Origin of the sequence: Galactobacter caseinivorans, assembly GCF_003640665.1 — a bacterium.
GTDB classification, from domain to species: Bacteria; Actinomycetota; Actinomycetes; order Actinomycetales; family Micrococcaceae; genus Galactobacter; species Galactobacter caseinivorans.
On sequence record NZ_QQXL01000010.1, the window covers coordinates 1 to 23,278 of the forward strand.

Consider the following 23,278-nt stretch of genomic DNA (forward strand, 5'->3'; position numbering starts at 1 on the left):
CCAGGAAAACTACGCCCCCCAACACCCTCTGAAACAACCAGAACTCGTTGCGGCGACAAGAGAAAACAATACACCCCAAACCACCCCCACACCAAATCGGGCACACCCACCGCCCCCACCCGGGCAACATCCGCGTGAACTCGGGCGGAACGGCGCTCTCGGCACCCCAGCCGGCCCCTCGGACGTCCTCTGCGGCCCCTAAGAAGCTGCTGAGAGCTGGCTCACTCGCGGCTGAGCCCGGGCTCCCCCAGCACCAGCCGGTACCCCATGCCCTGCTCCGTCAAAAGATGCACGGGGTGGGCAGGGTCCGCCTCCAACTTGCGGCGCAGTTGAGAGATGTAGAGGCGCAGGTACCCGGTGTCCTGGATGTCATCCGTGCCCCACATCTCCCGGTACAGCATCTGGCGCGTCACCAGCCGGCCGGCGTTGTGCACCAGCACCTCAAGGAACTTCCACTCCGTGGGCGTGAGCCGCACCGTGTCCTGCCCTCGCTCCACTACGTGCGAGGCCAGATCCACACTCACCGACCCAAAGCGCACCACGGCCTCCGGCGCCGGCGCCTCCGCGTGATCGCCGCCCGCGGCACGGGAGCGCCGAGCCAGGGCGCGCAACCGCGCCAGCAACTCGTCCACGGCAAAGGGCTTGGTCACGTAGTCATCCGCGCCGGCGTCCAGGGCACGGACCTTGTCAGAGGAATCCGTGCGCCCGGAGATCACCATGATGGGGACCTGGCTGAAGGCACGCACACCCTCGATCACCTCAAACCCGGACATGCGCGGCATGCCTAGGTCCACCAGGCACACGTCCGGGTGCTTGGTGGTGGCGGCCGCTAGCGCCTCGGCGCCGTCCCGGGCCGCGATCACCTCATCCCCCCTGGCGCGCAAAAGGAGGCCAAGGGCACGCACCATCTGCGCGTCGTCGTCCGCTATCAAGACCTTCATGCCCGTGTCTCCTCCCCCGCCTGTGCGGGTGCCTGATGTGCCGTCACCGACGGCAGCGTCACGACCATCGTCAGCCCGCCGCCGGGGGTGTCCTCGGCCGCGAGCGTGCCGCCCATGCCCTGCGTGAATCCGCGCGCCACGGCCAGGCCCAGACCAAGCCCCGTCGAATTATCCGTGTCTCCCAGCCGCTGGAACGGCTCAAACATGCGGGCGCGGCGTTCCTCTTCGATCCCCGGCCCGGTGTCCACCACGCGCAACTCCACCTCGTCGCCAAAGCGGCTGAGCCCCAGACGCACCGGCTCGCCCTCCGGCTGATACCGCAGCGCGTTGGCCAGCAGGTTGACCAGCACCCGCTGCAACAGCACCGGATCCGCGCGTACCTGCACCGAGTCCTCCGGCCACACCAAGCGCACCTCCGCCGGGCCAAGCCCCAGCTCATCTAGCGCGGCGAGCGCCACGTCCGCCGGCTCGGTTGGCTCGGCCACTACGCCCAGTGCTCCGGCCTGCAACCGCGAGACGTCCAGCAGATTGGTCACCAAATCCGTCAGCGTCTCCAACGCCTCAGACGCCGTCTCCAACAACTCGGCGCGGTCCTCCTTGGACAGCCTCACCGTGGGCAGGCGCAACGCGCCAAGCGAGGTCACGGCGGCCGCGAGCGGCCGGCGCAGATCATGCCCGACGGCGTTCAGGAGCGCCGTGCGCACCCGGTCCGCCTCCGCGACGACCCGGGTATCCAGGGCCGCCTTTTGCAGTTGGGTGTTCTCCAGGGACGCGGCGAGTTGCCCGGCCACGGCATGCAGTAGCCGTTGATCCGCGGCGGAGAGGCTCACGCCCCAGACACGCAGGGCGCCCTGCGTTCCCACCGGCTCGCTGGCCGCGCTCTGTGGCACGCGTTCGCGCGCCGCGTCCTCTGGCACACGATCGCGCGCCGCGCTCGAACCACCCGAACCACCCGAACCACTCGCACCTTCTGGGGAGCCGCCTGAGGAGCCTTCTGAGGAGCTGGCTCCGTCCGCCACCACGCACGCCGCGCCGTCCAGGCTCTCCAGCGCCACGCCGTCTGCCCCCAGCGCCTCGCGAGTGCGCCCCAGGATGCCGGGGACGGCGGCGTCGCCCTCCACCGCCCCTGCGGCCACGTACGCCAGCAGCTCCGACTCTGCGGCGGCACGCCGCGCCACCCTGGCACGCCGCGCCGCGCGGTCCACCACACCGGAGACGAGCAGCCCGTTGACCACATACAGCGCCAGTGCCAGCGCGTGGATGGGCGCCGCGATGGACACCGTGGAGATGGGGGCCACAAAGAAGAAGTCCAGCGAGATGCCAGAGAGGACCGCGGTCAGCAGTGCAGGCCACCAGCCACCCACCATGGCCACGGCCACCACCAACAGTTGGTAGATGAGCGCGTGGGCCACCAGTGCCTCGTCGCCCTGCAAAAAACTCATGCCCCAGGTCAGCAGCGGCCCGCCCAGGGCGGCCAACCCAAAGCCCGCGAGCATGCGCCGCCGGCTCAGCACCCCGGACTTGGGGAAGTGCACGGAGCTGCGCAGCCCGGCGGCCGCCGCGTGATTGACCAGGTGCACGTCGATGTCCCCGGCCTCGCGCACCACGGTGGCACCGATCCCGGGCCCGGTCAGCGCCGCTCGCCAGCGCCCGCGCCTGCTGGCACCCAGCACCAGCTGCGTCGCGTCCGCCCCGCGGGCAAACTCCACTAGCGCCGCCGGAACATCGTCCCCGCGCACCTCGTGATAGCTGCCACCCAGGCGCTCCAGCAGCTCCCGCTGGCTGGCCAGTTCGGTGGGCTGGCTGCGCGCGGAGCCGTCTTGCGTGTTGACGTACACCGCGAGCAGCTCACCGCCGGCAGTGCGCGCGGCGATGCGGGCGCCGCGCCGCAGCAGCGTCTGCCCCTCCGGGCCTCCCGTGAGGGAGACGACCACGCGCTCACGCGTGGCCCAGAGTTTCCCGATCCCGTGATCGCGGCGGTAGTCGCGCAGAGCCGCGTCAACGCCGTCGGCCATCCACAACAGCGCCAACTCGCGCAACCCCGTCAGGTTCCCCAGGCGGAAGTAATGCGCCAGCGCCGCGTCCACACGCTCGGCCGGGTACACGTGCCCGGCGCTGAGGCGCTCGCGCAGCGCGGACGGGTCAAGGTCCACCAGCTCCACCCGCTCCGCGCCGCGCACCACATCATCTGGCACCGTCTCCTGCTGGCGCACGCCCGTGATCGCGGCGACCACATCGCTGAGGGACTCCAGGTGCTGCACGTTGACCGTGGAAAGCACGTCAATCCCGGCGTCCAGGATCTGGCGCACGTCCTGCCAACGCTTGGCGTGCGCGGAGCCGGGCGCGTTTGAATGCGCCAACTCGTCCACGAGCACCACCTCTGGGTGCCGGGCCAGGATGGCGTCCACGTCCATTTCTTGGAGCTCGACGCCGCGATGCCGGCTGGCGCGGCGCGGGATCACTTCCAGCCCGCTCACCAACGCCGCCGTGGCGGCGCGGCCGTGTGTCTCCACCAGCCCCACCGCCACGTCTCGCCCTTGGGCAGCCCACTCCTGCGCCTGCTCCAACATGGCAAAGGTTTTGCCCACGCCGGGAGCCGCGCCTAGGTAGACCCTCAGGCGAGCTGGACTCATGCCCCGTTTCCCTCCGTCCCGGAGTCGAGTTTGGCCAGCTCCAGATTCAGGCGCAGCACGTTCACGCGGTCCTGTCCGGGAAGCCAAGGGCCGGTGTGCTGAATGCTACGCGTGACGAGCTCCGCCACGCTGCCCTTGTCCAGGCCGCGCTGGCTCGCGACCCGGTCTGACTGCAGGCGCGCGTACTCCACGGAGATGTCCGGATCCAGGCCGGAGGCGGACGCGGTGACGGCGTCCGTGGGGACCTGATCCGCCGCCACCTTGTTGAAGGCCGCCACCTGGGCGCGGCGCTCCTGGATGGCCGCCACCAGGTCGGTGCTCTCCGGGCCAAGGTTGGAGCCACCGGAGCTCATGGAGTCATAGCCATCCCCCGCCGCGGACGGGCGGGGCTGGAAGTAGAGCGGGTCCGGGTCGCCGTTGGCGGTGAGGAAGTTCTGGCCAATCAGCTCCGAGCCCACCACCTTGCCCTGCTGGTCGGTGACGCGGGAGCCGGCGGCCTGCGCCGGGGCCACCACACTGCCGATCCCGGTGATGGCCAAGGGGTAGACCACGCCAAGCAGCACGGTCATGAAGATCAGCAACCGCACACCGGTGCCGAGTTGGCGCAAGGCGCCGCGTTGGATATTCATTCTTCAGGTGTCCTTCTCAAAAAAGTGGGGTGGGTGACCGGGGCCCAGCAACGGGCCCCGGTCGCGGCCAAGAAACGGCCCTAGAAGCCGGGGATCAGGCTGACAAGCAGGTCAATGAGCTTGATCCCCACGAAGGGAGCCACCACACCGCCCAGCCCATAGATCAACAGGTTGCGGCCCAAGAGCTTGGACGCGGACACTGCCCGGTACTTCACACCGCGCAGCGAGAGCGGAATCAGCGCAAGAATCACCACGGCGTTAAAGATCACGGCGGAGAGCACCGCGGACGCCGGGGAGGACAGGCTCATCACATTCAGTGCCGCGAGCTGCGGGAACACCCCCATGAACATGGCCGGAACAATGGCGAAGTACTTGGCCAAGTCGTTGGCGATGGAGAAGGTGGTGAGCGCACCGCGCGTGATGAGCAGCTGCTTACCGATCGCCACGATGTCGATGAGCTTGGCCGGGTCAGAGTCCAGGTCCACCATGTTCCCGGCCTCCTTGGCCGCGGACGTGCCGGTGTTCATGGCCACGCCCACATCCGCCTGGGCCAGCGCCGGGGCGTCGTTGGTGCCATCCCCAGTCATGGCGACCATGCGGCCGCCGCTCTGCTCCGCCTTAATCAGCGCCAACTTGTCCTCCGGAGTGGCCTCCGCGAGCACGTCATCCACGCCGGCCTCCGCCGCGATGGCGCGGGCCGTGACCTGGTTATCACCGGTGATCATGACGGTGCGGATTCCCATGGCGCGCAGCTGCGCAAACTTCTCTGGCAGGCCCTCCTTGACCACATCCTTCAGGTGGATCACGGCCAGGACCCGGCCGCCACCCGCCGCGGTCAGCTCGGCGACCACCAGGGGTGTGCCACCGCTGGCAGCGATGGTGCCCACAGCGTCGTCGAGCGCTGAGTGGGTCCGCGCGTCCGGGGACTGCCCCGCCGCGTCAAGCCAGGCGAGCACCGCTGAGGCGGCGCCCTTGCGCAGGGACGAGCCATCGGCGCGGTCCACGCCGGACATGCGCGTCGTGGCACTGAACGCCACGGGCGTGCCGTCCGACGCCCCTGCGCCCGACGCCTCTGTGCCCGACGCCGCGGCGTCGGCAAGCGCGCTCGGCGCACCAGCCTCTGTGCGCGCCAGGTCAAGAACCGAGCGCCCCTCCGGCGTGGTGTCCGCTGCGGAGGCCTCCACCGCAGCCGACCAAGCGCTCTCCTGGTCCACACCGGCCGCCGGAATCACCGCAACCGCGCGGCGATTGCCGTAGGTGATGGTGCCGGTCTTATCCAGCAGCAACGTGGAAACGTCGCCAGCGGCCTCCACTGCACGGCCGGACAGCGCCAGCACGTTGCGGCGCACCAGGCGGTCCATGCCGGCGATGCCGATCGCGGAGAGCAGCGCGGAAATGGTGGTGGGAATCAGGCAGACCAGCAGTGCAACCAGCACCGCGAGACTCACGGGAGGCGCCACCGCGGAGGCAATCGGGTTCAGCGTCAGCGTGACCACCAAGAAGACCAGCGTCAGCGTGGCCAGCAGCACGTCCAGGGCCACCTCATTGGGGGTCTTGCGCCGTGAGGCACCCTCCACCAGCGCGATCATGCGATCCACGAAGGTCTGGCCGGGGGTGGAGGTGATGCGTACAAGCAACCGGTCAGAAAGCACGCGCGTGCCGCCGGTGACGGAGCTGCGATCGCCGCCGGACTCACGCACCACCGGAGCGGATTCGCCCGTAATCGCGGACTCGTCCACGCTGGCCACGCCGTGAATCACGTCGCCGTCGCCCGGGATCAATTCGCCGGCCTCCACGACGACCACATCGCCGGCCACCAGCGCCGAGGAGGCGCGTTTGGTGACCGTGGCGCGCAGGGCGGCCGGGTCTGAGGCCGGGTCCCAGGCGCCGGCGCGGTTGCCCGCATCCGAGCCGCTTGCGGTGGAGCCGCCCTGGGCGGTGGGCTTGGCCTGGGTGGTGGGCTTGCCCTGCTCGACGACGCGCGCCGGGGTCTCGCTGCGCGTCTTACGCAGCGTGTCTGCCTGGGCCTTACCGCGGCCCTCCGCCACCGCTTCCGCGAGGGAACCGAAGAGGACGGTGAGCCACAACCAGATCGCGATGGCCCACGTGAAACCGGCCGGCGTGGGCGTGGCGGTCTCCTGTGCGCCAAGGAAGGGCTCGGCGAGCGCCAGCACCGTGAGCAGCGCCGCGCCGAGCTCCACCACAAAGAGGACTGGCCGCCGGATCATGGCCACGGGGTTCAGCTTGCGCAGGGCCAGTGGCAGGGCCTTCAACAGGGCCCGGCCGCTCAGGGCGCTGGGGGTCTTGGCACCGCTGGGGGTGGCGCCGGTGTCCTGGGGCTGGTTCTGCGAGGCGTCGGGATCCCCGGCGCCGCCGTGTGCCGCGCCTGAACCGGAGGGGTTGTTGGCTGGAGGGGTTGCTATGGGGTGTTCGGTCTTGATCGACATGTCAGATGGTTCCTTCCGCAAGCGGACCCAGGGCCAGCACCGGGAAGTACGTCAGGGCTGTGAAGAGCAACGTGACGCCGGCGAGCATGCCTTGGAAGAGGGGGCGGTGAGTGGGCAGGGTTCCGGCGGTGGCGGGGATGGGTCGCTGTGCGGCCAGCTTCCCTGCCAATGCCAGGACCAAGAGGATGGGCAGGAAGCGTCCCAAGAGGATCGCGAGGCCCAGCGCCCAGTTCAGCCAGGGAGTGTTGGCCGTGAGGCCGGCAAACGCGCTGCCGTTGTTGTTGGCGGCGGAGGTAAAGGCGTACAGCACCTCGCTCAGGCCGTGGTTTCCGTCATTGAGCAACGAGGTTCCGGTGATGGACTCTCGCAGCGCAGGAATACCAAAGCTCAGGGCGGTCCCGGTGAGCACCAGCGTGGGTGTCACCAGGAGGTACAGGCTCGCCAGCGTGATCTCGTGGCGGCCAATGCGCTTGCCGAGGTACTCGGGGGTGCGTCCCACCAGGAGCCCGGCCACAAACACCGCAACGATCGCGAGGATGAGCATGCCGTAGAGGCCGGAGCCCACACCACCAGGTGCCACCTCTCCCAACATCATGTTCAGCATGGGGAGGGCACCACCCAGCGCCGTGTACGAGTCATGCATGGAGTTCACCGCACCCGTGGACGTGCCCGTGGTGGTGGTCGCGAAGAGCGTGGAGCCAATGATGCCGAAGCGCTGCTCCTTGCCCTCCATGGCGCCGCCCGCCGCTTCCGGAGCCGCGCCGTTGGCGGCCAGCTCCGCCCAGGTGAGCAGCGCATAGGAGGTGATGAACAGGCCCGCCATGACCACCAGGATGGCCCGGCCCTGGCGGGGGGAACCCACCATGAGGCCAAAGGTGCGCGGCAGCGAGAACGGGATGATCAGCACCAGGAGGATCTGCACCAGGCTGGAAAACGGATTGGGGTTCTCAAAGGGGTGGGCGGAGTTGGCGTTGAAGAAGCCACCGCCGTTGGTGCCCAACATCTTGATGGCCTCCTGGCTGGCCACCGGGCCGCCGGGAATGTTCTGCACGGTGCCGGTCACCGTAGAGACGGCCTCAGGCGAGGCCAGGTTCTGCACCACACCCGCCACGACCAGGAGCAGGGCACCCACGGCCGCGATCGGCAGCAACAGGCGCACCGTGCCGCGGGTGATATCCACCCAGGCGTTACCAATGGTGCCGGAGCCCTTGCTGGCCAAACCACGAACCAAGGCAATCGCCACGGCCAGGCCCACTGCGGCGGAGAGGAAGTTCTGCACCGCGAGGCCGGCCATCTGCACCGTGAGGCCCAGGGTCTGCTCCGGAGAATAGGACTGCCAGTTGGTATTGCCCACAAAGGAGGCGGCGGTGTTAAACGCCAACCCCTCCTCAACCGCGGGCAGGCCAAGGGAGGCGGGGAGGAACGGCTGCATGCGCTGCAGCGCGTAGACCAGCAGCAGACCGCCTGCGGAGAAGATCAGCACCGAACGCAGGTAGGTGCGCCAGGTCTGTTCGGCGTCCGCGCTAACCCCACTGAGCTTGTAGATCCCGCGCTCAACGCGCCAGTTCTTGGGGCCGGTGTATACCCAGGCCATGTAGGCGCCCAGGGGGCGGTGCACTGCGGCGAGAATCAGGATCACCACGGCCAGGGCCGCCACAGCCCACAGCACGTTCAATCCCACGTCGCTCATTCGAAACGCTCCGGGGACACCAGCGCCACCACAAGGTAGACGGCGGTAGCAAGACCCAAACCAAGGGCAATCAAGCTGAGCACCATCACAGCCGCTCCACCGCCTTGGCCAGGGCCGCGAGGGCAACAAAGAGCGTCACCACAACGGCGACGACGATCAGATCCACGGGAGTTCTCTCCTCATACAGCGCGAGTCAGGGGGCCACAGCCCCCAGGGGGGTGAAAACCGCGGCGGATCCGGCCCCACACAGGGCCGTTGTGCCGCGGTACTCCCCCATCCCAACCCCCGCAGCGCCCTCCCACCCCTCACCCTCACGAAGTCCTCACGCCCCCGCGCCCTTTCCTCACGCTCATCACGCACGCCCACGGCGTCGAGCAGTGCATGGTGCCTGCGCGTGGTGCCCGGCGACCGCCCCGCGTCCCGTCGGCACAACCGCAACACAACTGACGCCCGGCGGAGGGTGTGGGCCACCCCGGGGCGTGGTGGGATGAGTCATGGTGAGCAACGGGGGTGTCAAACGACGGTCGGTGCTGGCCGGCGCGGGGGCCATGACCGCCGCGCTCGCCGGGTTCTCTCCCTTTGCCGAGCCCTCCGCGGCGCCCCATCCCGCCAGGCTGACCGCGCTGACGGACCCCGACCTAGTGGAAGCCTTCCCGCGCTACGCCGACGTGGCCTGGGACCCCGCCACCGGCGTCCGCCCCCTGCGCAGCAACGGCGCGCAGTGGTGGCTCATCGGCTCCTCCACGGCCGAATTTGCCGGCCCGCACGTGGCCGCGCTGGCGGCCAGGCACGGCGCGGCGCTGTACCTGGATGCCAAGGCCGGGGAGACGGACGCGCAGATCTCGGCCCGCATGGGGCTGGCGCCGGAGCGCCTCACGTTTCCGGCGGACACCGTCCCGGCCGGGCCCGCTCGCGTGTGGGGCACGGCCGCCCCGCTGCTCACCCGAGCGTCCGCCAGCTACGAGGGCATGCTGGAGGGCGGCTCGGGGGCTGGCAGCGCGGTGACGGGCTCGATTGGCTGGGACAGCTCGCGCCGCGCGGTGCGTTTTGACCGGCTCGACGGCGGCGCGCAGACGCGAGTTGGCCGCGCCGTTCGCTTCTTTCCCACCGCCTCCCCGGCGCATCGCGCGGACGTGGCATTGTTCCTGGGCGGCGGCAAGAACTCCGTCACCGTGCCCGGCGTGAGTGCCGCGCAGATCGTGACAGGGTGGCGGGAACAGCACGCCTGGTTGGTGCCCAAAAACCCCTGGTTCCTGCGGCAGGGCTTCTTCTCCAATACCGGCCGGGACCCGTCAGGGGCGGTGCGGGCCAACATCGACGCGGTGAATGCGTGGGGCAGGCGGGAGCTGGGCTCGCGGTTCCTGGACGTGGCCGGGTGGCTTGGCTCGCCCGAGGTGTGGGAGGCGGTGGGCGTGAGGCCAACCGCCGAGGACCTTCGTCAGCAACGGCTGGGGAACCTTGCCCCCTCGCTGGCGGACCGCGGGGGCTCACACCTCAGCGATGCCGCGGCCCGCGCCTGGGTTCGCACCGTAGTGGGGCCGCGTTTGCTCGCGCTGGGGTGGGTCTAGCCGCCGGTGAGCGGGGCTGGTGCGGAGCGGGCGCGGGGCTGCTTTGCGCCTCGATGTGCGCGGATGCAGTCCCCGTTGGGATGGACTTTGTACAGATTGATGCGCAAACCTTGGAGTGGTGCGACGCCAGGGGCCACCCGATGGCCCTCGGCACCCGTTGCGCCGCCCTCCCTTGCATCTACCTCAGGAGTCACCAATGAAGCTCGGCATGATGTCAGTGTTCGTGGACGATCAGCGTGCGGCGCTGGATTTTTACACCGAGAAGCTCGGATTCGTGAAGAAACACGACATCCCGCTCGGCGGCGACTTCTGGATCACCGTGGTCTCCCCGGAGGACCCGGACGGCCCCGAGTTGCTCCTGGAGCCCGCCGGCCACCCCGCAGTGAAGCCGTACCGGGACGCCCTCATGGCTGATGGCATCCCGCTGGCCCAGTTCGCTGTGACCGACCTTTCCGCGGAGGTGGAGCGGCTAAGGGCCCTTGGCGTGGAGTTCACGCAGGACACCATGGACATCGGCACCGCGCTGATCGCCGTGTTGAACGACGGCTGCGGCAACCTCATCCAGCTCATCCAGATGAAGCCGGAGAACGTGCCCGCCAGCTAGTCGGCCCCGCGCTCCAGCCACTCGGGCACGGCATCCGCAAAGCGCTCCGGCAGGCCCACCGTCGCCTCCACCCGCGCCCAGGTGGCCGCGCGCGCAACGCACCCCAAGCGGCGGGCGGCGCCGACCGCCCGAGCCGCGTCAACGCCGTCGGGCAGGTGCCATCCCCGAACATAGCTTGCCTGCGCGCCCGCCGCGGCTGGCCCCTGCACCGCCACCGCGAGGCTGAGCCACGGGTGCGCCACGCTGGCGTCACCCCAATCGAAGGGCACGTTGCCGCGCGCAAAAACGTTGCCGGGGTGCAGGTCGTCGTGGTGCAGGCTAGGCGGGATCCCGGTGGCGTCCAAGACCGCGGCGTCCTCGCGCCACCGCGGCAGCAGGCCGGCCAGCTCCGGGGCATGCCGGGACACCAGTTCCCGCGCCAGATCCGGCAGCCGCGCGGTGCGCAGATCCGGGACGCCGTCTGCCAGGAGGGCGGGAACCAGCGGCTCGACGGCGCGTTGCAGCCTCCCGTACTCACTCAAGGCCGCGCTCCAGACGGTCGGCGGGGTCTCGCCCCCGCCCTCTCCCGCCTGGTCTTGCAGGGTGGGGCCGCCGTCCGGCAGCAGCAACCAGCCGCGCTCCGCGTCGGTGGCCAGCGCAGTGAGGGCCGACGAGTCGTTGAGGTGGCCCAGCCGAGCCACGATGCTGACCTCCGCGCGCAGCCCCGGCGGAAGTTCCTTGAGCCAAACGCGGCCGCCATCGGGCAGGTCAAGGCGGCGCACGCGGGACCACTCCCGTTCGCGTTCCCAGCCCGTGCCGGGGGCGCCGTGGCCGGAAACTTGTCGCGTCAGGAGAGCGAAGGCCCAGTCCAACGCGGCGTCCGGCTGGAGCGAGTGTTGAGACATGCGCCCATCCTGCCGCACGGGTGGGCCAACTCAGCGGGGTGGTGACTGGAAGGTGCCAGATGCAGCTGTGGTTTCATTGCCGCCGCCGGGGTCGACCGCTCCCGACTTTGGCAGATCGGTACTACCGTTCTCTTCCCAGCCGCCCCATCAACCATCGGTCTCACGACGCTCTTGCCGCTCGTGCGATCTGACATCCCACGGCCGTTCACCCGCCGTTCTCCGCTGCCTCTCGCTCGCGCTCGCGACGTTCGTGCCACTCTTCTTGACTGAGCGCTGGATCGCTCCACTCAGGGAACCGAACAAATACACCCGGCTTGCTCTTAGATGGAGGCCTTGGCTTATCCCTGAGTGCGACAGAATCAAATAGGCTATCATAATCATTCGTCCAGAATAATTCGCTGGATATCTTCAATGCGTACTGACCGCTAGCTTGCACCATGTATTCAATTCTAAAGCCAGTTACCGTGTTCGCCATGAGAGTTCTCGATGCAGACTTGTGTTCCTGAGCCGACTTCCACCCTTGGTCGTCAAAGTATTTCTGCAGAGGTTCTAGATCTTCAGCCTCACCCCAGCCTCCCACAGGGAAACGAAGCCTGGAGGCGCTAATATAGTAGGAGCGACCGTACTGCGCCCGAACATCCTCACTAGCGCCCCCGCCGCCCAGATCATACGACCCCGGCCGCGGCAGAACATCGCCGCCGTTCCATTCCCAATCTTTTGTGTCAACGACGGCCTGGACGCTCGACATCAACTTTTGCATCTCTCCATATCGCTTTCTCATGAGCTCAAATTCTTGCTCCAAGGATAGTTTTTTCACATCAGCAGATGCTAGCCCCCCTGCATCCCTAAATTCAATGCCTTGCGTATTTCCTGACTCCGCCTTCCCTCGACTCTCGCCGCAGCCAACCACAGCCATGCTCAATCCACTCCGCTGGCCACGGACCTGAGTCCGTCGGAACCCCTTCGAGCGGCCTCAGCGGCCGCGGACCAGACACCGACACGGGGTCCGGGATCCCGGACCCCGACCGCCGTCCGCCCTGGCGTCCACCGCCGCTTCCGGCTTGGATAGGGCCATGAGCTCCTCGCGCCGCCCTGCCACGCCCCACCCCTCCGCTTTCACCTGGGAGGGCCGCACCGACGGCGACGGCGCGGAGCACCGGCGTTGGCATCAGGCCGTGAAGTTGGGGACGGAGCAGGCGGGAGCGGCACAGCAGGGAGGTGCGGAGGCGGACCCGGCGGCAGCCCAGGCTCAGCTCTCCACCACGCTGCTCGGCTTTGCCTCGGACGCCGGCGTGGCCAGGAATATGGGACGCGTCGGCGCCGCGAAGGGGCCGGACGCCTTGCGCAAGGCGCTCTCCTCCCTGGCGTATCCCTCCGAGTTGGGCGGCGTGCTGGACGCGGGCGACATCCGCGTGAGCGGCGACGAGCTGGAGGACGGGCAGGCGGACATCGGCGCCGCCATCGCCGAGCAGCTGGGCGCCGGGCGCTTTGTCACCGTGTTGGGCGGCGGGCATGAGACCGCCTTTGGCTCCTACCTTGGGCTGGCCCAGTCCGGGGTGCTGGAGGGGTCTCCCCGCCTGGGCATCCTCAACCTTGACGCCCACTTTGACCTGCGACTGGCCTCGCGCCCCAGCTCCGGCACGCCGTTCCTGCAGATTGCCGAGGCGCAGGAGGCGGCGGGACGCGAGTTTCACTACGCCGTGGTCGGGATCAGCGAACCGAACAACACCCGCACCCTCTTCGACACCGCGCACCGCCTTGGCGTGCGTTACCTGACGGACGAGGAGTGCCAGGGAGCGGACAAGGACGCGGTGGTGGCCTTCGTAGAGGGCTTCCTGGAGGACGTGGACGTGGCCTATCTGACCATCGATCTGGACGTGCTCCCCGCCGCGGTGGCCCCCGGCGTCAGCGCCCCGGCAGGCTACGGCGTGCCATATGACGTGATCCGCGCGGCGGCGCTGGCCGCCGCCCAGTCCGGCAAGCTGGCCCTTCTGGACGTGGTGGAACTCAACCCCGAGTTCGACGTGGACGGGCGCACCGCCCGCTCGGCGGCGCGCCTGATCCACGATGTGGTGACCAGGCGCGCTCCCCGCGGCGTGTAGCTCCGGCGGCTCAGGCCTCGGTGCGGCCCAGCTTGCCCACCACGGACTCCGCGGCGGCCAGGATGGCGCCGGAGGCGATGGCCGCCTCTGCCGCCAGCAGGTCCGGCGCCAGGTAGCGGTCCGGGCCCGGGCCCTCTGCGGTCTTGCGCAGCTCGGTGATCACGGCGCCGGTGGCCGGGGACGGCGTCAGTGGCGCGCGCAGCTCGATGCCGCGGGCGGAGGCCACCAGCTCCACCGCCAGGACGCGGCGCAGGTTATCAACGCTCTTGCGCAACTTGCGGGCTGCGTGCCAGCCCATGGACACGTGATCCTCCTGCATGGCGGAGGACGGAATGGAATCCACCGAGGCGGGGACCGCCAGGCGCTTGTTCTCCGAGACCAAGCCGGCCTGCGTGTACTGGGCAATCATGAGGCCCGAGTCCACGCCAGCGTCGTCCGCCAGGAACGGAGGCAACCCAGCCGACCGAGCGACGTCGAGCATGCGATCCGTGCGCCGCTCCGCGAGGGAGGCCAGGTCCGCGGTGACGATCGCCAGGAAATCCAGCACGTACGCCACAGGAGCCCCGTGGAAGTTGCCGTTGGAGGTGACGGTGCCATCCTCCAGCACCACCGGGTTATCGATGGCCGCGGCCAGCTCGCGCGAGGCCACCAGGCGGGCGTGATCCACAGTGTCCCGGGCGCCGCCCGTGACCTGCGGGGAGCAGCGCAGCGAGTAGGCGTCCTGCACGCGCGAGTCGCCCTCGCGGTGGCTGGCCACAATGGCGGAGCCGGCCAGCACGCGGAACATGTCATCCGCGCTGGTGGCCTGGCCCGGGTGCGGTCGCAGCGGCAGGTGCAGGGCCGGGCGGAAGGCCTGGTCGGTGCCAAGCAGCGCCTCCACGCTCATGGAACCCGTGAGATCCGCGACGCTGAGCAATTCATCCAGGTCGGCGATGGCCATGAGGAGCTGGCCCAGCATGCCATCCGTGCCGTTGATGAGGGCCAGGCCCTCCTTCTCCTCCAGCGTGACCGGGGTCAGTCCGGCCTCCGCAAACAACTCCGGCACGGGGCGCAGCACGCCGTCGCGATCCGTGGCCTCGCCCTCACCCATGAGCACTAGCGCGCAGTGCGAGAGCGGCGCCAGGTCCCCGGAGCAACCCAGCGAGCCGTATTCGCGCACCAGCGGGGTGATGCCGGCGTTGAGCAGGCCCACCATGGTCTGCAGCACCACCGGGCGCACGCCCGTGCGGGAGGAGGCCAGGGTCTTGGCGCGCAGGAACATGAGCGCACGCACCACCTCGCGCTCCACCGGATCCCCCATGCCCGCGGCATGCGAACGGATCAGGGACTTCTGCAGCTGCGTGCGCTGCTCCTCGGGGATGTGCTTATTGGCGAGCGCGCCAAAGCCGGTGGAAATCCCATAAACGGGGGTGTCCGAATGCGCCAGGCGCTCCACATGCGCGCGCACCGCGGCCACGGCCTCCAGCGCCTCCGGGGCAATCTGGATGGGGGCCTCGTGGCGCGCCACGGCGATAACGTCGGCAGGGGTGACGCCGTGGGTGGAGAGGGTGACGCTCATGGTTCCTTCTTTCGCTTGGGGTCCCGGGTCTTGGATCTGGGGTCCGGGGTCTCGGGGTGAGGGGGTCAGTGGGTTGAGGCGACGCGCACGCCGGCACGCCACACGGCGTGCGTGAGCGGCATGCCCGGCCGGTAAGCCAGATGGATGGCCGCTGGCGCGTCCAGGACGTGCAGATCCGCTCGGTGCCCGACGGCGATGCGGCCGATGGGTGCCTCATGGCCGGTGGCCTTGGGCCGGGTTCCGGCGGCCAAGGATTCGCGGTCGGCGCGCAGGGCGCGGGCCCCGCCAACGGTTGCGGCCCGGATGGCCTCCGCCAGCGAGAGCCCCTGCTGCAGCACCGCGGTGCCCACGCAGAAGTTCATGGAGGAGGTGTAGGAGGTGCCGGGGTTGCAATTGCTGGCGATGGCCAGGGTGGCGCCGGCGTCCAGGAGCCGGCGGGCCGGGGCCAGCGGGGCTCGCGTGGAGAGGTCGCAGGCGGGCAGCACCCCGGCCACGGTCTCGTACCCCTCTCGCTTTGCTCCCTGGGCGTCGCGTCCCGATCCGGCCAGCGCCTCGATGTCCTGTTCGGAGAGGAAGTTGAGGTGATCCACGCTGGCCGCCTGGTACTCCACCGCAATACTCACTCCGGCGCCGGGCTCAATCTGGTTGCCGTGCAGGCGCAACCCCAGCCCGGCTGCGCGGGCCGCGTCCAGGACGCGCCGGGTCTGCTCCGGCGTGAACGCACCCTTGTCGCAGAACACATCCGCCCACCGTGCGTGCGGCGCCACGGCGCTGAGCATGGTGGTGCAGACCAGGTCCGTGTATTCCTCGGGGTCCATGCCATCCGGGACCAGGTGGGCACCAAGGAAGGTGACCTCATCCACCAGCTCCGCGGCAATCACGGCGCTGCGGGCCTCGTCATGGACCGTGAGGCCGTATCCGGTTTTGGTCTCCAAGTAGGTGGTTCCGCCAGCCACGGCGTCCGCCACGCGGGCGGCCACCAGGGCGCGCAGGCGCTCGTCGCTGGCCGCCCTGGTAGCGCCGGTGGTCACCTTGATGCCGCCAGCCGCATATGTCTGACCGGCCATGCGTGCCTCGAACTCCGCCGAGCGGTCGCCGTCAAACACCAGGTGCGAGTGGGCATCCACCCACCCCGGCAGCGCAGCGCGCCCGCCCAGGTCCTGAACCACATCGCACGCCGGGGCCTGAGACTCTTGGCCCACCCAGGCCACCACACCGTCCTGGATCACCACAGCGGCGTCGGGCACTACGCCCAGCTCGTCATCCACCGTGGTGAGCTCAGCTATTCCGGTGAGCAGGGTGGCGCGCCCCGCCTGGGTGCGCGCCGCCCCGCCAGTGCTTCCCTGGCTCACGCCTGAACCTTGGCGGCCTTCACCGCGGCCGGCTCGGCACCCTCAAGTCGCTTGGCCTTGGCCTCAGCCTCCGCCAGCATGGGGACGCGGACGCCACGCTCCTTGGCCACCTCGATGGCGCGCTCGTACCCGGCGTCCACGTGGCGAATCACGCCCATGCCCGGGTCATTCGTCAGCAGCGCCGCCAACTTGGCGGCGGCCAAATCCGTGCCGTCCGCCAGGCCCACCTGGCCCGCGTGGATGGAGCGGCCAATGCCCACGCCGCCGCCGTGGTGGATGGAGACCCAGGTGGCTCCGGAGCTGGTGGCCGTGAGCGCGTTGAGCAGCGGCCAGTCGGCAATCGCGTCGGAGCCGTCCTTCATGGACTCCGTCTCGCGGTAGGGGGAAGCCACGGAGCCCGAGTCCAGGTGATCGCGGCCAATGACGATGGGGGCCTTGACCTTGCCCTCCTTGACCAGCTGGTTAAAGAGCAGGCCGGCCTTGGCGCGGTCGCCGTAACCCAGCCAGCAGATGCGGGCCGGCAGGCCCTCAAACTCCACGTACTCACCCGCCGCGTCAATCCAGCGGTGCAGGTGCTCGTTCTCCGGGAAGAGCTCCTTGATGGCCTTGTCGGTGACCGCGATGTCCTCCGGGTCGCCGGAGAGCGCCACCCAGCGGAACGGGCCAAGGCCCTCGCAGAAGAGCGGGCGGATGTAGGCCGGGACAAAGCCGGGGAAGGCGAACGCACGGTCGTAGCCGGCCTGGCGGGCCTCATCGCGGATGGAATTTCCGTAGTCAAAGACCTCCGCGCCGGCGTCCTGGAACTCCACCATGGCCTTGACCTGCGCGGCCATGGCCTCGCGGGACTTCTTGGTGGAACCGTCCGGATCCGCCTCAGACTCGGCCGGCCAGGACTGCACCGTGAACTCGGTGGGGACGTAGGAGAGCGGGTCGTGGGCGGAGGTCTGATCGGTGACGACGTCCACCGTGACCTGCCCCGCTTGGTGGCGGCGCAGCAGCTCCGGGAAGAGCTCCGCGGCGTTGCCCACGATGCCGACGGAGAGCGCGCGGCGCTCGGTCTTGGCGGCGTTGACCTTGGCCAGGGCCACGTCCAGGTCCGTCTCCACCTCATCCAGGTAGCGCTTCTCCTGGCGGCGGCGCAGGCGGGTCTCGTCCACGTCAACGATCAGGCAGACGCCACCGTTGAGGGTCACGGCCAGGGGCTGGGCGCCGCCCATACCGCCGCAGCCGCCGGTCAAGGTGAGGGTGCCCGCCAGGGTGTCATCCTTGGTCTTGCCCTGCTCGCGCAGCTTCTTGCCCACGGCGGCGAACGTCTCGAAGGTGCCCTGCAGAATGCCCTGCGTGGCGATGTAGATCCAGGAGCCGGCGGTCATCTGGCCGTACATGGTCAGGCCCTCCGCCTCCAGGCGGCGAAACTCCGGCCACGTAGCCCAGTCCCCCACCAGGTTGGAGTTGGCGATCAGCACGCGCGGGGCCCACTGATTGGTGCGGAAGACGCCGACCGGCTTGCCGGACTGCACCAGCAGGGTCTCGTCGTCCTCCAGGTCCTTCAGGGTGTCCACGATCGCATCAAACGCGCCCCAGGAGCGGGCCGCGCGGCCGGTGCCGCCGTACACGACCAGATCATCCGGGCGCTCGGCAACCTCGGGATCCAGATTGTTCATCAGCATGCGCATGGGCGCCTCTGTCTGCCAGGACTTGGCAGAGAGTTCGACGCCGCGGGCGGCCTTAACGGGACGGGCTCCGGGAAGTGACATCTGGACTCCTCAAACGGCGACGGCGTCTTTGCCGCGGCGATGACTGTGGCTTCACTGTTGCCGGCACTCCGTGCGCGGCGTTGATCCATGGCATCACGCTGAGGGGTCTGCGTCACGGCATAATCGGTGGGTGGTGTCTGGGATGCCAGACTTGCCGTGCCCGCAGCCCGCGCCCGCAGCCCGGCACCACAGTGAGGGCTCCACGACGGGATCGCTCCCCTTCGGGAACCGGACGAACACTCCCGGCTTACTCTTGGGCGGGAATGTTCGGGCTGCCCTGCGAGCCACCGCACGAAAAAGTTCTCGAAAACTATTAGTCCAGTACAGCTCGCTGGACACAGAAAGCGAGTACTGGCCGTTGGTCCTGGCGACATAAACGACCTGGAAGCCGTTGCCGGTTGTCGACACCAAAGTGTGTGCCTTTCGGTCGTCGAGTTGCGTCACCGTCCACCCCTGCGCCTCAAAGTACTTTCTCGCTGTTTCGAGGTCTGCCGCAGCCCCCGTTGCACCTGGAGGGAACCGCAGTCTCATAGCCTGCACGTAGTAGGTGTTGTCCTCCCCCACTTGATCTGCGGCCGCAATGTCGCCACCTCCGCCCGAGCTCACGGCACCCGAGCTTGGAATGTCGTCACTGCCGTTCCACTCCCACTCACCGCCGTCAATGGCTTTCTGGACACCGGGGAGAGCTTCTCCACGTCTTCGCGAGACAGTCCGGCTGCATCGCGGACCTCATGGGCAGCCGACGTGCGCAATCCGGGAGACGAGCACGGTGGCCACGATGGGCCCGCGCCGTCAGCCACTTCATCCCCCTGGTCACATCACGCCCTGATCGCCCGGGTAGCTCAGATAGCCCGGGCAACCACGACGCATAGCTATGGGTACATCAAATGCAGCAACATGTCGTGCCCCTTCCACCCCGCCGGCCACTCACCTGGGGCCGTCGGATCAGTTCCGGGGGCCAACCCCGTAGAGCCGGGTGGAGAGCACGCGTGCCGCACGCCGAACAGCCTCCACCAACTTTTTCTTGCGCGCCGCATCCATGCGGTGGCTCATATACGTCACGGCCATGCCAGCAACGGGCAGTCCGCGGTGATCGTGCACCGGCACAGCAACGGAGGCGAAGTCAGGAGTCACGTCTCCGTCCTCCTCTGCCCAGCCTCGAAGTCGCGTGCGTTCCAGTTCTGCGCGGAGCTCCCGCGGGCCGCTGACTGGGGAGATTTCCGAACGCGAACTCAAGGCGCTGCGATCCGGGAATAGTGCGCGCACCTGGACGGCGGTGAGCTCCGCCAGCATGGAGCGACCACTCGCGGTGAGGTGGGCTGGCATCCTCACGCCCACATCCGTCACGAGCGAGGGCCTGTGCCGCGCGCGCTCCTCCACCACGTAGATGACCTCGCGCCCGTCCAACACGGCAAGGTGGGCACTCTCCTCCAGCTCATCCACCAGAGCGGAGAGCACCGGCGCCGCCAGCCGGGCCAGCGGGTCCTGTGCCACGTATGCGTTGGAGAGCTCAAAGGCGCTCACGCCCAGGCCAAAAAGATGCTCCTCTGGTAGGTGCACCACAAAGCCGTTGTCCTCCATCACCTTGAGAAGGTGATAAACCGTAGAGCGTGGCAATTCCAGCTCCCGGGCAATGGATGTCGCCGAAACGGGCCTGCGCCGCTCCGAAAGCCAACGGAGAATGCGCAGCGTCTGATCGGCTGCAGGAACCTTGGACGTCATGAGAGGATTCTGGCATTCCAGACTGCTCCGCTGGCAATTGCCTCGCTGACCACCCGCTCACGGCATCTAGAAGGACACCTCGAGATGAGCCCCGCATTTTCCAGCGCGCCCGGCCCAACCCCCGGCCCTGGTTCGGCTTCCACAACACACCAGCCCAACGGCGAGCTCAAGCGTGGGCTGAGCATGCGCCACATCCAATTCATTGCCCTTGGCTCCGCGATCGGCACTGGCCTCTTCTACGGCTCCTCCGCCGCGATTCAGTCCGCCGGGCCGGTGGTGCTGATCGCGTACATCATTGCCGGCGCGGCGGTCTTTATGGTGATGCGGGCCCTGGGTGAGATGGCCGTGCGCCACCCGGTGCCGGGCTCCTTTGGACAGTACGCCGCCCGCTACCTTGGCCCCTTCGCGGGCTTCCTCACGGGCTGGACCTTTGTCTTCGAGATGATTGTGGTGGCCCTGGCGGACGTCACCGCCTTTGCCGTCTACATGGGCTTCTGGTTCCCGGACACACCCCGGTGGATCTGGGTGGTGGCCGTGATCCTCTTCATCGCCGCCATCAACACGCGCAACGTCAAGGTCTTTGGTGAGCTTGAGTTCTGGTTCTCCCTGATCAAGGTCACCGCGATCATCGCCATGATCGTGGGCGGCATCGTCATCATGGTCCTGGGCATGCAGATCTCCGGCGGCGGCGCCACCGGGCCGCAGAACCTCTGGAGCCACGGCGGCTTTGCGCCCAAGGGTGCGGAGGGCCTGCTCGCGGCGCTGGCCGTGGTGGTCTTTGCCTTTGGCGGCGTAGAAACGGTGGGCATCACCGCCGGCGAGGCCACGGACCCCAAGCGGGCCATCCCCCGAGCGGTCAACACCGTCCCCGCCCGCATCCTGGTGTTCTACGTGGCCACGCTGGCCATCGTGATGTCCCTGATCCCGTGGAACCAGGTCACCGGCGACGCCAGCCCGTTCGTCCAGATCTTCACGTCCCTTGGCATCCCAGCCGCCGCGGGGCTGCTCAACGTCATTGTGATTACCGCCGCCATCTCCGCCATCAACGCGGACACCTTTGGCGCGGGCCGCATGCTCTTTGGGCTGGCCCAGCAAAAGCACGCCCCGGCCGTCTTCTTGAGAGTGTCCCGCGGAGGGGTGCCCTGGATGACCGTGGTCATCATGTGTGCGGCGCTCGGCGTCGGCGCTGTCCTGAACGCGATCATGCCGGAGGACGTCTTTGCGGTCATTGCCTCCCTCGCGACCTTCGCCACGGTGTGGGTGTGGCTCATGATCCTGCTCTCCCACGTGGCCATGCGGCGAGAAATTTCCCGGCACGGCTGGGCTGAATCCGAATTCAAGATGCCCCTCTGGCCGGTCGGCTCCTGGCTGGCCATTGGCTTCATGCTCCTAGTCGTGACGCTCCTGGCCCTCCACGAAAGCACGCGCGGCTCGCTTCTGGTCGGCGTGGCGTGGCTTGTCATCCTCACAGTCGGCTACTTCACGCTGGTGCACGGGACCGGCCGCGACCGTCCTGAGCTCCACGACAACACCGCGACCGAGTAAAACTCACCCAAGGTGATCATCGCCCGGACGTGAGTCCGTTCCAGCGCAACCGTTCCTGATGGCGTCGTGGGAGCGTGGCCACCACCAGGTCGTAGGAGTCCTCGATCAGTTCTGCTAGGTCCGTGGGGGTCAGGGTTGCCTGCGCGTCCCCGCCGATGCGCACCGTATTCCAGTGCTGCTTATTCATGTGATATCCCGGAACAATCTCCGGATACTGGGTCCGCTGGCGGTCCGCATCCGCCGGGTCACACTTGAGATTGAAACGCGTGGCCCCGCCTGCGTCCTTGCTAGCGGTCAACATCGCGAACATCTTGTCCGGTTGCTGCATCTGGACCCGGATGCGATACACGAGGTGTCCGGGCCCAAAGGGCTCATCCTCGTAGGCGCCCGGCAGCGCAAGGCAGATCCGCGCCAGCTCCTCGAGTTCCATGGGCCCAGAGTACGGGGCCAAACTACCGAGGACCCAGCCATGGCATACGGATCCGCCGGCCACCCAAGCACCAATCACGGCGCGCCCCGCCTACACCCTCGATGACGAAGTGCCACAGAATCTGCACTACCAAGGCTCGTGCAGCCTAAACCGAAGTTGTCACCAACTCCTGCACCGACCCCTACCCCCTGTTGGCGCGGCAGCCCCTCGGTCCAAACATGTGCGTCGATTTGCGCCCTCATTCCTGCTTCAAACGCGACAAGTCGGGCTGGGCTGTAACTAGACCAGAAGAGTGCACAGCCCTCTCTGGACGCGCCTGGCCTCGGACTGGCTTCTAGGTAACAGCCATCACTTTGACCCAGCCAGGTAAGTTCCCCCTTGCTCGTTCGCTAGGACCGCACCCACTGCTCTTCCAACTCCTGGATCCACTTTCCAATTCAGATCTTGGTCGCGACGTCCATGCACGCAGAAGTGCCTAGTAGCGGCTCGAACTTTGTCCGCCGGGACGGCGTAATCTCGCGGAAATGTAGCGAATCTGCACCCTACCGTCGCTCGGATCTTAGGGCCGAAGAGGAACCCCCTCCTCCCATGGTCCTTAGGGCTATTTTGCAAGACCCACCAGTCGTCTGTTAAATAGACGCCCTGATGATAAAATAAGCCATTCCCGACAATAAACGAATTTTCTCCTGTCGGCATTACCGCCAACACAGAATGACCATATTTGATCGCGAATGATTGTCGTTTATTCTCTTCTAGAATCATTTCGACTTCGTCGATAACTTTCGCCAGAACACCGTCTGCAATGTCTAACACACTAAATGGCCCCGCGGACTCTGGTCCCACTTTCCTGATGCGGTATGCCATCCCAGCCTCACTTCCAATGAGGAAAGCTGATATTAGACTCCCTCCTTGATTCGGAAAGAAGTCTTGTACGGAAATTGTTCCGAATATCACGACTAGAGCCGACAGGATTGATAATCGCATGGCGAGCGGTTGGTTGAATCTAAAGAAGAGGAACCAAAATAGAGCGGTAAGCGTAAGAAATGTACTTAAACTTAATGCCGCGTCGATGGCGCGCCCTGACCAGCTGGACGATTTGCTTATAACTACAAAAACTTGAAAGACCATAAATGACAGTGTGACGCATATATAGAAAACATGGCCAAAGTCAAACGTGTCTCGTTCTTTATTGCTCCATTTTCTCAATCGTTTTCTCCGCTCAGCGGCCACGCGTCAATGGCATAGTCAATGGCATAATTGGTACCGACCGCCGTCGCCCCCGTATTAAGGAATGACATTACGTCCGAACTCAGGTATTTGCCGACTTCTAATCTTTGAGACGCCAGGGGCGTCGTCGACGCCCCACTAGTTGGCGTGCCGAACTTAGGTATCGATGAAATACCGGTGCTTGCAACG

The 23,278-nt window shown here is 67.6% G+C and carries 17 protein-coding genes; 4 read left to right on the plus strand and 13 right to left on the minus strand.

From position 1 onward, the window contains the following. Positions 1–221 precede the first annotated feature (221 nt). The 5 genes from DWQ67_RS13265 to kdpA all read right to left on the minus strand — a co-directional run bounded on the left by DWQ67_RS13265 (position 222) and on the right by kdpA (position 8,325). On the minus strand, positions 222–941 hold the full coding sequence (locus tag DWQ67_RS13265) for a response regulator (RefSeq protein ID WP_121486095.1): 720 nt from the start codon (positions 939–941) through the stop codon (positions 222–224). Next, on the minus strand, positions 938–3,574 hold the full coding sequence (locus tag DWQ67_RS13270; protein WP_121486096.1) for an ATP-binding protein: 2,637 nt from the start codon (positions 3,572–3,574) through the stop codon (positions 938–940). Before DWQ67_RS13270 ends, DWQ67_RS13265 begins: the two co-directional genes overlap by 4 nt. Beyond that, positions 3,571–4,203, minus strand: a complete 633-nt coding sequence (gene kdpC / locus DWQ67_RS13275) for a potassium-transporting ATPase subunit KdpC (protein ID WP_121486097.1) — start codon at positions 4,201–4,203, stop codon at positions 3,571–3,573. Before kdpC ends, DWQ67_RS13270 begins: the two co-directional genes overlap by 4 nt. A gap of 80 nt (positions 4,204–4,283) precedes the next feature. Then, positions 4,284–6,650 carry a potassium-transporting ATPase subunit KdpB gene (kdpB, locus tag DWQ67_RS13280; protein ID WP_121486098.1) on the minus strand — a complete coding sequence of 789 codons (2,367 nt, stop codon included), beginning with the start codon at positions 6,648–6,650 and terminating at the stop codon, positions 4,284–4,286. A gap of 1 nt (position 6,651) precedes the next feature. After that, complete coding sequence (gene kdpA, locus DWQ67_RS13285; protein ID WP_407645826.1) at positions 6,652–8,325, minus strand: potassium-transporting ATPase subunit KdpA; 1,674 nt, start codon at positions 8,323–8,325, stop codon at positions 6,652–6,654. Between the two features lie 509 nt (positions 8,326–8,834). On the opposite strand from kdpA, the gene DWQ67_RS13295 reads away from it, so the two are divergent. Both DWQ67_RS13295 and DWQ67_RS13300 read left to right on the plus strand, forming a co-directional pair. Next, positions 8,835–9,908 (plus strand): hypothetical protein, encoded by a 1,074-nt coding sequence (locus tag DWQ67_RS13295; RefSeq protein WP_121486101.1) that lies wholly within the window; start codon positions 8,835–8,837, stop codon positions 9,906–9,908. Between the two features lie 196 nt (positions 9,909–10,104). Further along, positions 10,105–10,512: a VOC family protein gene (locus DWQ67_RS13300; RefSeq protein WP_121486102.1), complete on the plus strand. Its 408-nt coding sequence runs from the start codon at positions 10,105–10,107 to the stop codon at positions 10,510–10,512. Here the strand turns inward: DWQ67_RS13300 and DWQ67_RS13305 are convergent. Both DWQ67_RS13305 and DWQ67_RS13660 read right to left on the minus strand, forming a co-directional pair. Beyond that, positions 10,509–11,396, minus strand: a complete 888-nt coding sequence (locus tag DWQ67_RS13305; protein ID WP_121486103.1) for a phosphotransferase — start codon at positions 11,394–11,396, stop codon at positions 10,509–10,511. The two genes, DWQ67_RS13300 and DWQ67_RS13305, sit on opposite strands and share 4 nt — an antisense overlap. Positions 11,397–11,601: 205 nt before the next feature. Next, positions 11,602–12,312: a hypothetical protein gene (locus DWQ67_RS13660; RefSeq protein ID WP_147433703.1), complete on the minus strand. Its 711-nt coding sequence runs from the start codon at positions 12,310–12,312 to the stop codon at positions 11,602–11,604. Between the two features lie 157 nt (positions 12,313–12,469). On the opposite strand from DWQ67_RS13660, the gene hutG reads away from it, so the two are divergent. Beyond that, positions 12,470–13,498 (plus strand): formimidoylglutamase, encoded by a 1,029-nt coding sequence (gene hutG / locus DWQ67_RS13310; protein ID WP_121486104.1) that lies wholly within the window; start codon positions 12,470–12,472, stop codon positions 13,496–13,498. A 10-nt stretch (positions 13,499–13,508) separates the two neighbouring features. Here hutG and hutH read toward each other — a convergent pair whose 3' ends face one another. The 4 genes from hutH to DWQ67_RS13330 all read right to left on the minus strand — a co-directional run bounded on the left by hutH (position 13,509) and on the right by DWQ67_RS13330 (position 19,887). After that, positions 13,509–15,056: a histidine ammonia-lyase gene (hutH, locus tag DWQ67_RS13315; RefSeq protein WP_121486105.1), complete on the minus strand. Its 1,548-nt coding sequence runs from the start codon at positions 15,054–15,056 to the stop codon at positions 13,509–13,511. Positions 15,057–15,121: 65 nt separating this feature from the next. After that, complete coding sequence (locus DWQ67_RS13320; protein WP_121486106.1) at positions 15,122–16,408, minus strand: amidohydrolase family protein; 1,287 nt, start codon at positions 16,406–16,408, stop codon at positions 15,122–15,124. Beyond that, positions 16,405–18,165: a urocanate hydratase gene (locus DWQ67_RS13325; protein WP_121486107.1), complete on the minus strand. Its 1,761-nt coding sequence runs from the start codon at positions 18,163–18,165 to the stop codon at positions 16,405–16,407. The genes DWQ67_RS13320 and DWQ67_RS13325 overlap by 4 nt, the downstream gene beginning before the upstream one ends. 945 nt (positions 18,166–19,110) lie before the next feature. After that, a complete protein-coding gene (locus tag DWQ67_RS13330) occupies positions 19,111–19,887 on the minus strand; it encodes an IclR family transcriptional regulator (protein WP_121486108.1) in 777 nt (258 codons plus the stop codon). A gap of 84 nt (positions 19,888–19,971) precedes the next feature. Here DWQ67_RS13330 and DWQ67_RS13335 point away from each other — a divergent pair, with 84 nt between their 5' ends. After that, entirely contained in the window at positions 19,972–21,432 is a 1,461-nt protein-coding gene (locus DWQ67_RS13335) for an amino acid permease (protein WP_121486109.1), read from the plus strand. 16 nt (positions 21,433–21,448) lie between these two features. On the opposite strand, the gene DWQ67_RS13340 is transcribed toward DWQ67_RS13335, so the two are convergent. After that, the gene (locus tag DWQ67_RS13340; RefSeq protein ID WP_121486110.1) at positions 21,449–21,862 is read right to left on the minus strand and encodes an MmcQ/YjbR family DNA-binding protein; all 414 of its coding nucleotides are present in this window, start codon (positions 21,860–21,862) and stop codon (positions 21,449–21,451) included. A gap of 348 nt (positions 21,863–22,210) precedes the next feature. Continuing rightward, entirely contained in the window at positions 22,211–22,990 is a 780-nt protein-coding gene (locus DWQ67_RS14365; RefSeq protein ID WP_121486111.1) for an Imm1 family immunity protein, read from the minus strand. Positions 22,991–23,278 lie beyond the last annotated feature (288 nt).

Bases quoted from the DNA above. Each gene is read 5' to 3' on its own strand.
- kdpC (WP_121486097.1), bottom strand. From the start codon at position 4,203: ATGAATATCCAACGCGGCGCCTTGCGCCAACTCGGCACCGGTGTGCGG.
- DWQ67_RS13340 (WP_121486110.1), bottom strand. From the start codon at position 21,862: ATGGAACTCGAGGAGCTGGCGCGGATCTGCCTTGCGCTGCCGGGCGCC.
- hutH (WP_121486105.1), bottom strand. From the start codon at position 15,056: ATGAGCGTCACCCTCTCCACCCACGGCGTCACCCCTGCCGACGTTATC.
- DWQ67_RS13300 (WP_121486102.1), top strand. From the start codon at position 10,105: ATGAAGCTCGGCATGATGTCAGTGTTCGTGGACGATCAGCGTGCGGCG.
- DWQ67_RS13335 (WP_121486109.1), top strand. From the start codon at position 19,972: ATGAGCCCCGCATTTTCCAGCGCGCCCGGCCCAACCCCCGGCCCTGGT.
- DWQ67_RS14365 (WP_121486111.1), bottom strand. From the start codon at position 22,990: ATGGTCTTTCAAGTTTTTGTAGTTATAAGCAAATCGTCCAGCTGGTCA.
- DWQ67_RS13325 (WP_121486107.1), bottom strand. From the start codon at position 18,165: ATGTCACTTCCCGGAGCCCGTCCCGTTAAGGCCGCCCGCGGCGTCGAA.
- DWQ67_RS13265 (WP_121486095.1), bottom strand. From the start codon at position 941: ATGAAGGTCTTGATAGCGGACGACGACGCGCAGATGGTGCGTGCCCTT.
- hutG (WP_121486104.1), top strand. From the start codon at position 12,470: ATGAGCTCCTCGCGCCGCCCTGCCACGCCCCACCCCTCCGCTTTCACC.
- DWQ67_RS13295 (WP_121486101.1), top strand. From the start codon at position 8,835: ATGGTGAGCAACGGGGGTGTCAAACGACGGTCGGTGCTGGCCGGCGCG.
- DWQ67_RS13660 (WP_147433703.1), bottom strand. From the start codon at position 12,312: ATGGCTGTGGTTGGCTGCGGCGAGAGTCGAGGGAAGGCGGAGTCAGGA.
- DWQ67_RS13330 (WP_121486108.1), bottom strand. From the start codon at position 19,887: ATGACGTCCAAGGTTCCTGCAGCCGATCAGACGCTGCGCATTCTCCGT.
- DWQ67_RS13270 (WP_121486096.1), bottom strand. From the start codon at position 3,574: ATGAGTCCAGCTCGCCTGAGGGTCTACCTAGGCGCGGCTCCCGGCGTG.
- DWQ67_RS13305 (WP_121486103.1), bottom strand. From the start codon at position 11,396: ATGTCTCAACACTCGCTCCAGCCGGACGCCGCGTTGGACTGGGCCTTC.
- kdpB (WP_121486098.1), bottom strand. From the start codon at position 6,650: ATGTCGATCAAGACCGAACACCCCATAGCAACCCCTCCAGCCAACAAC.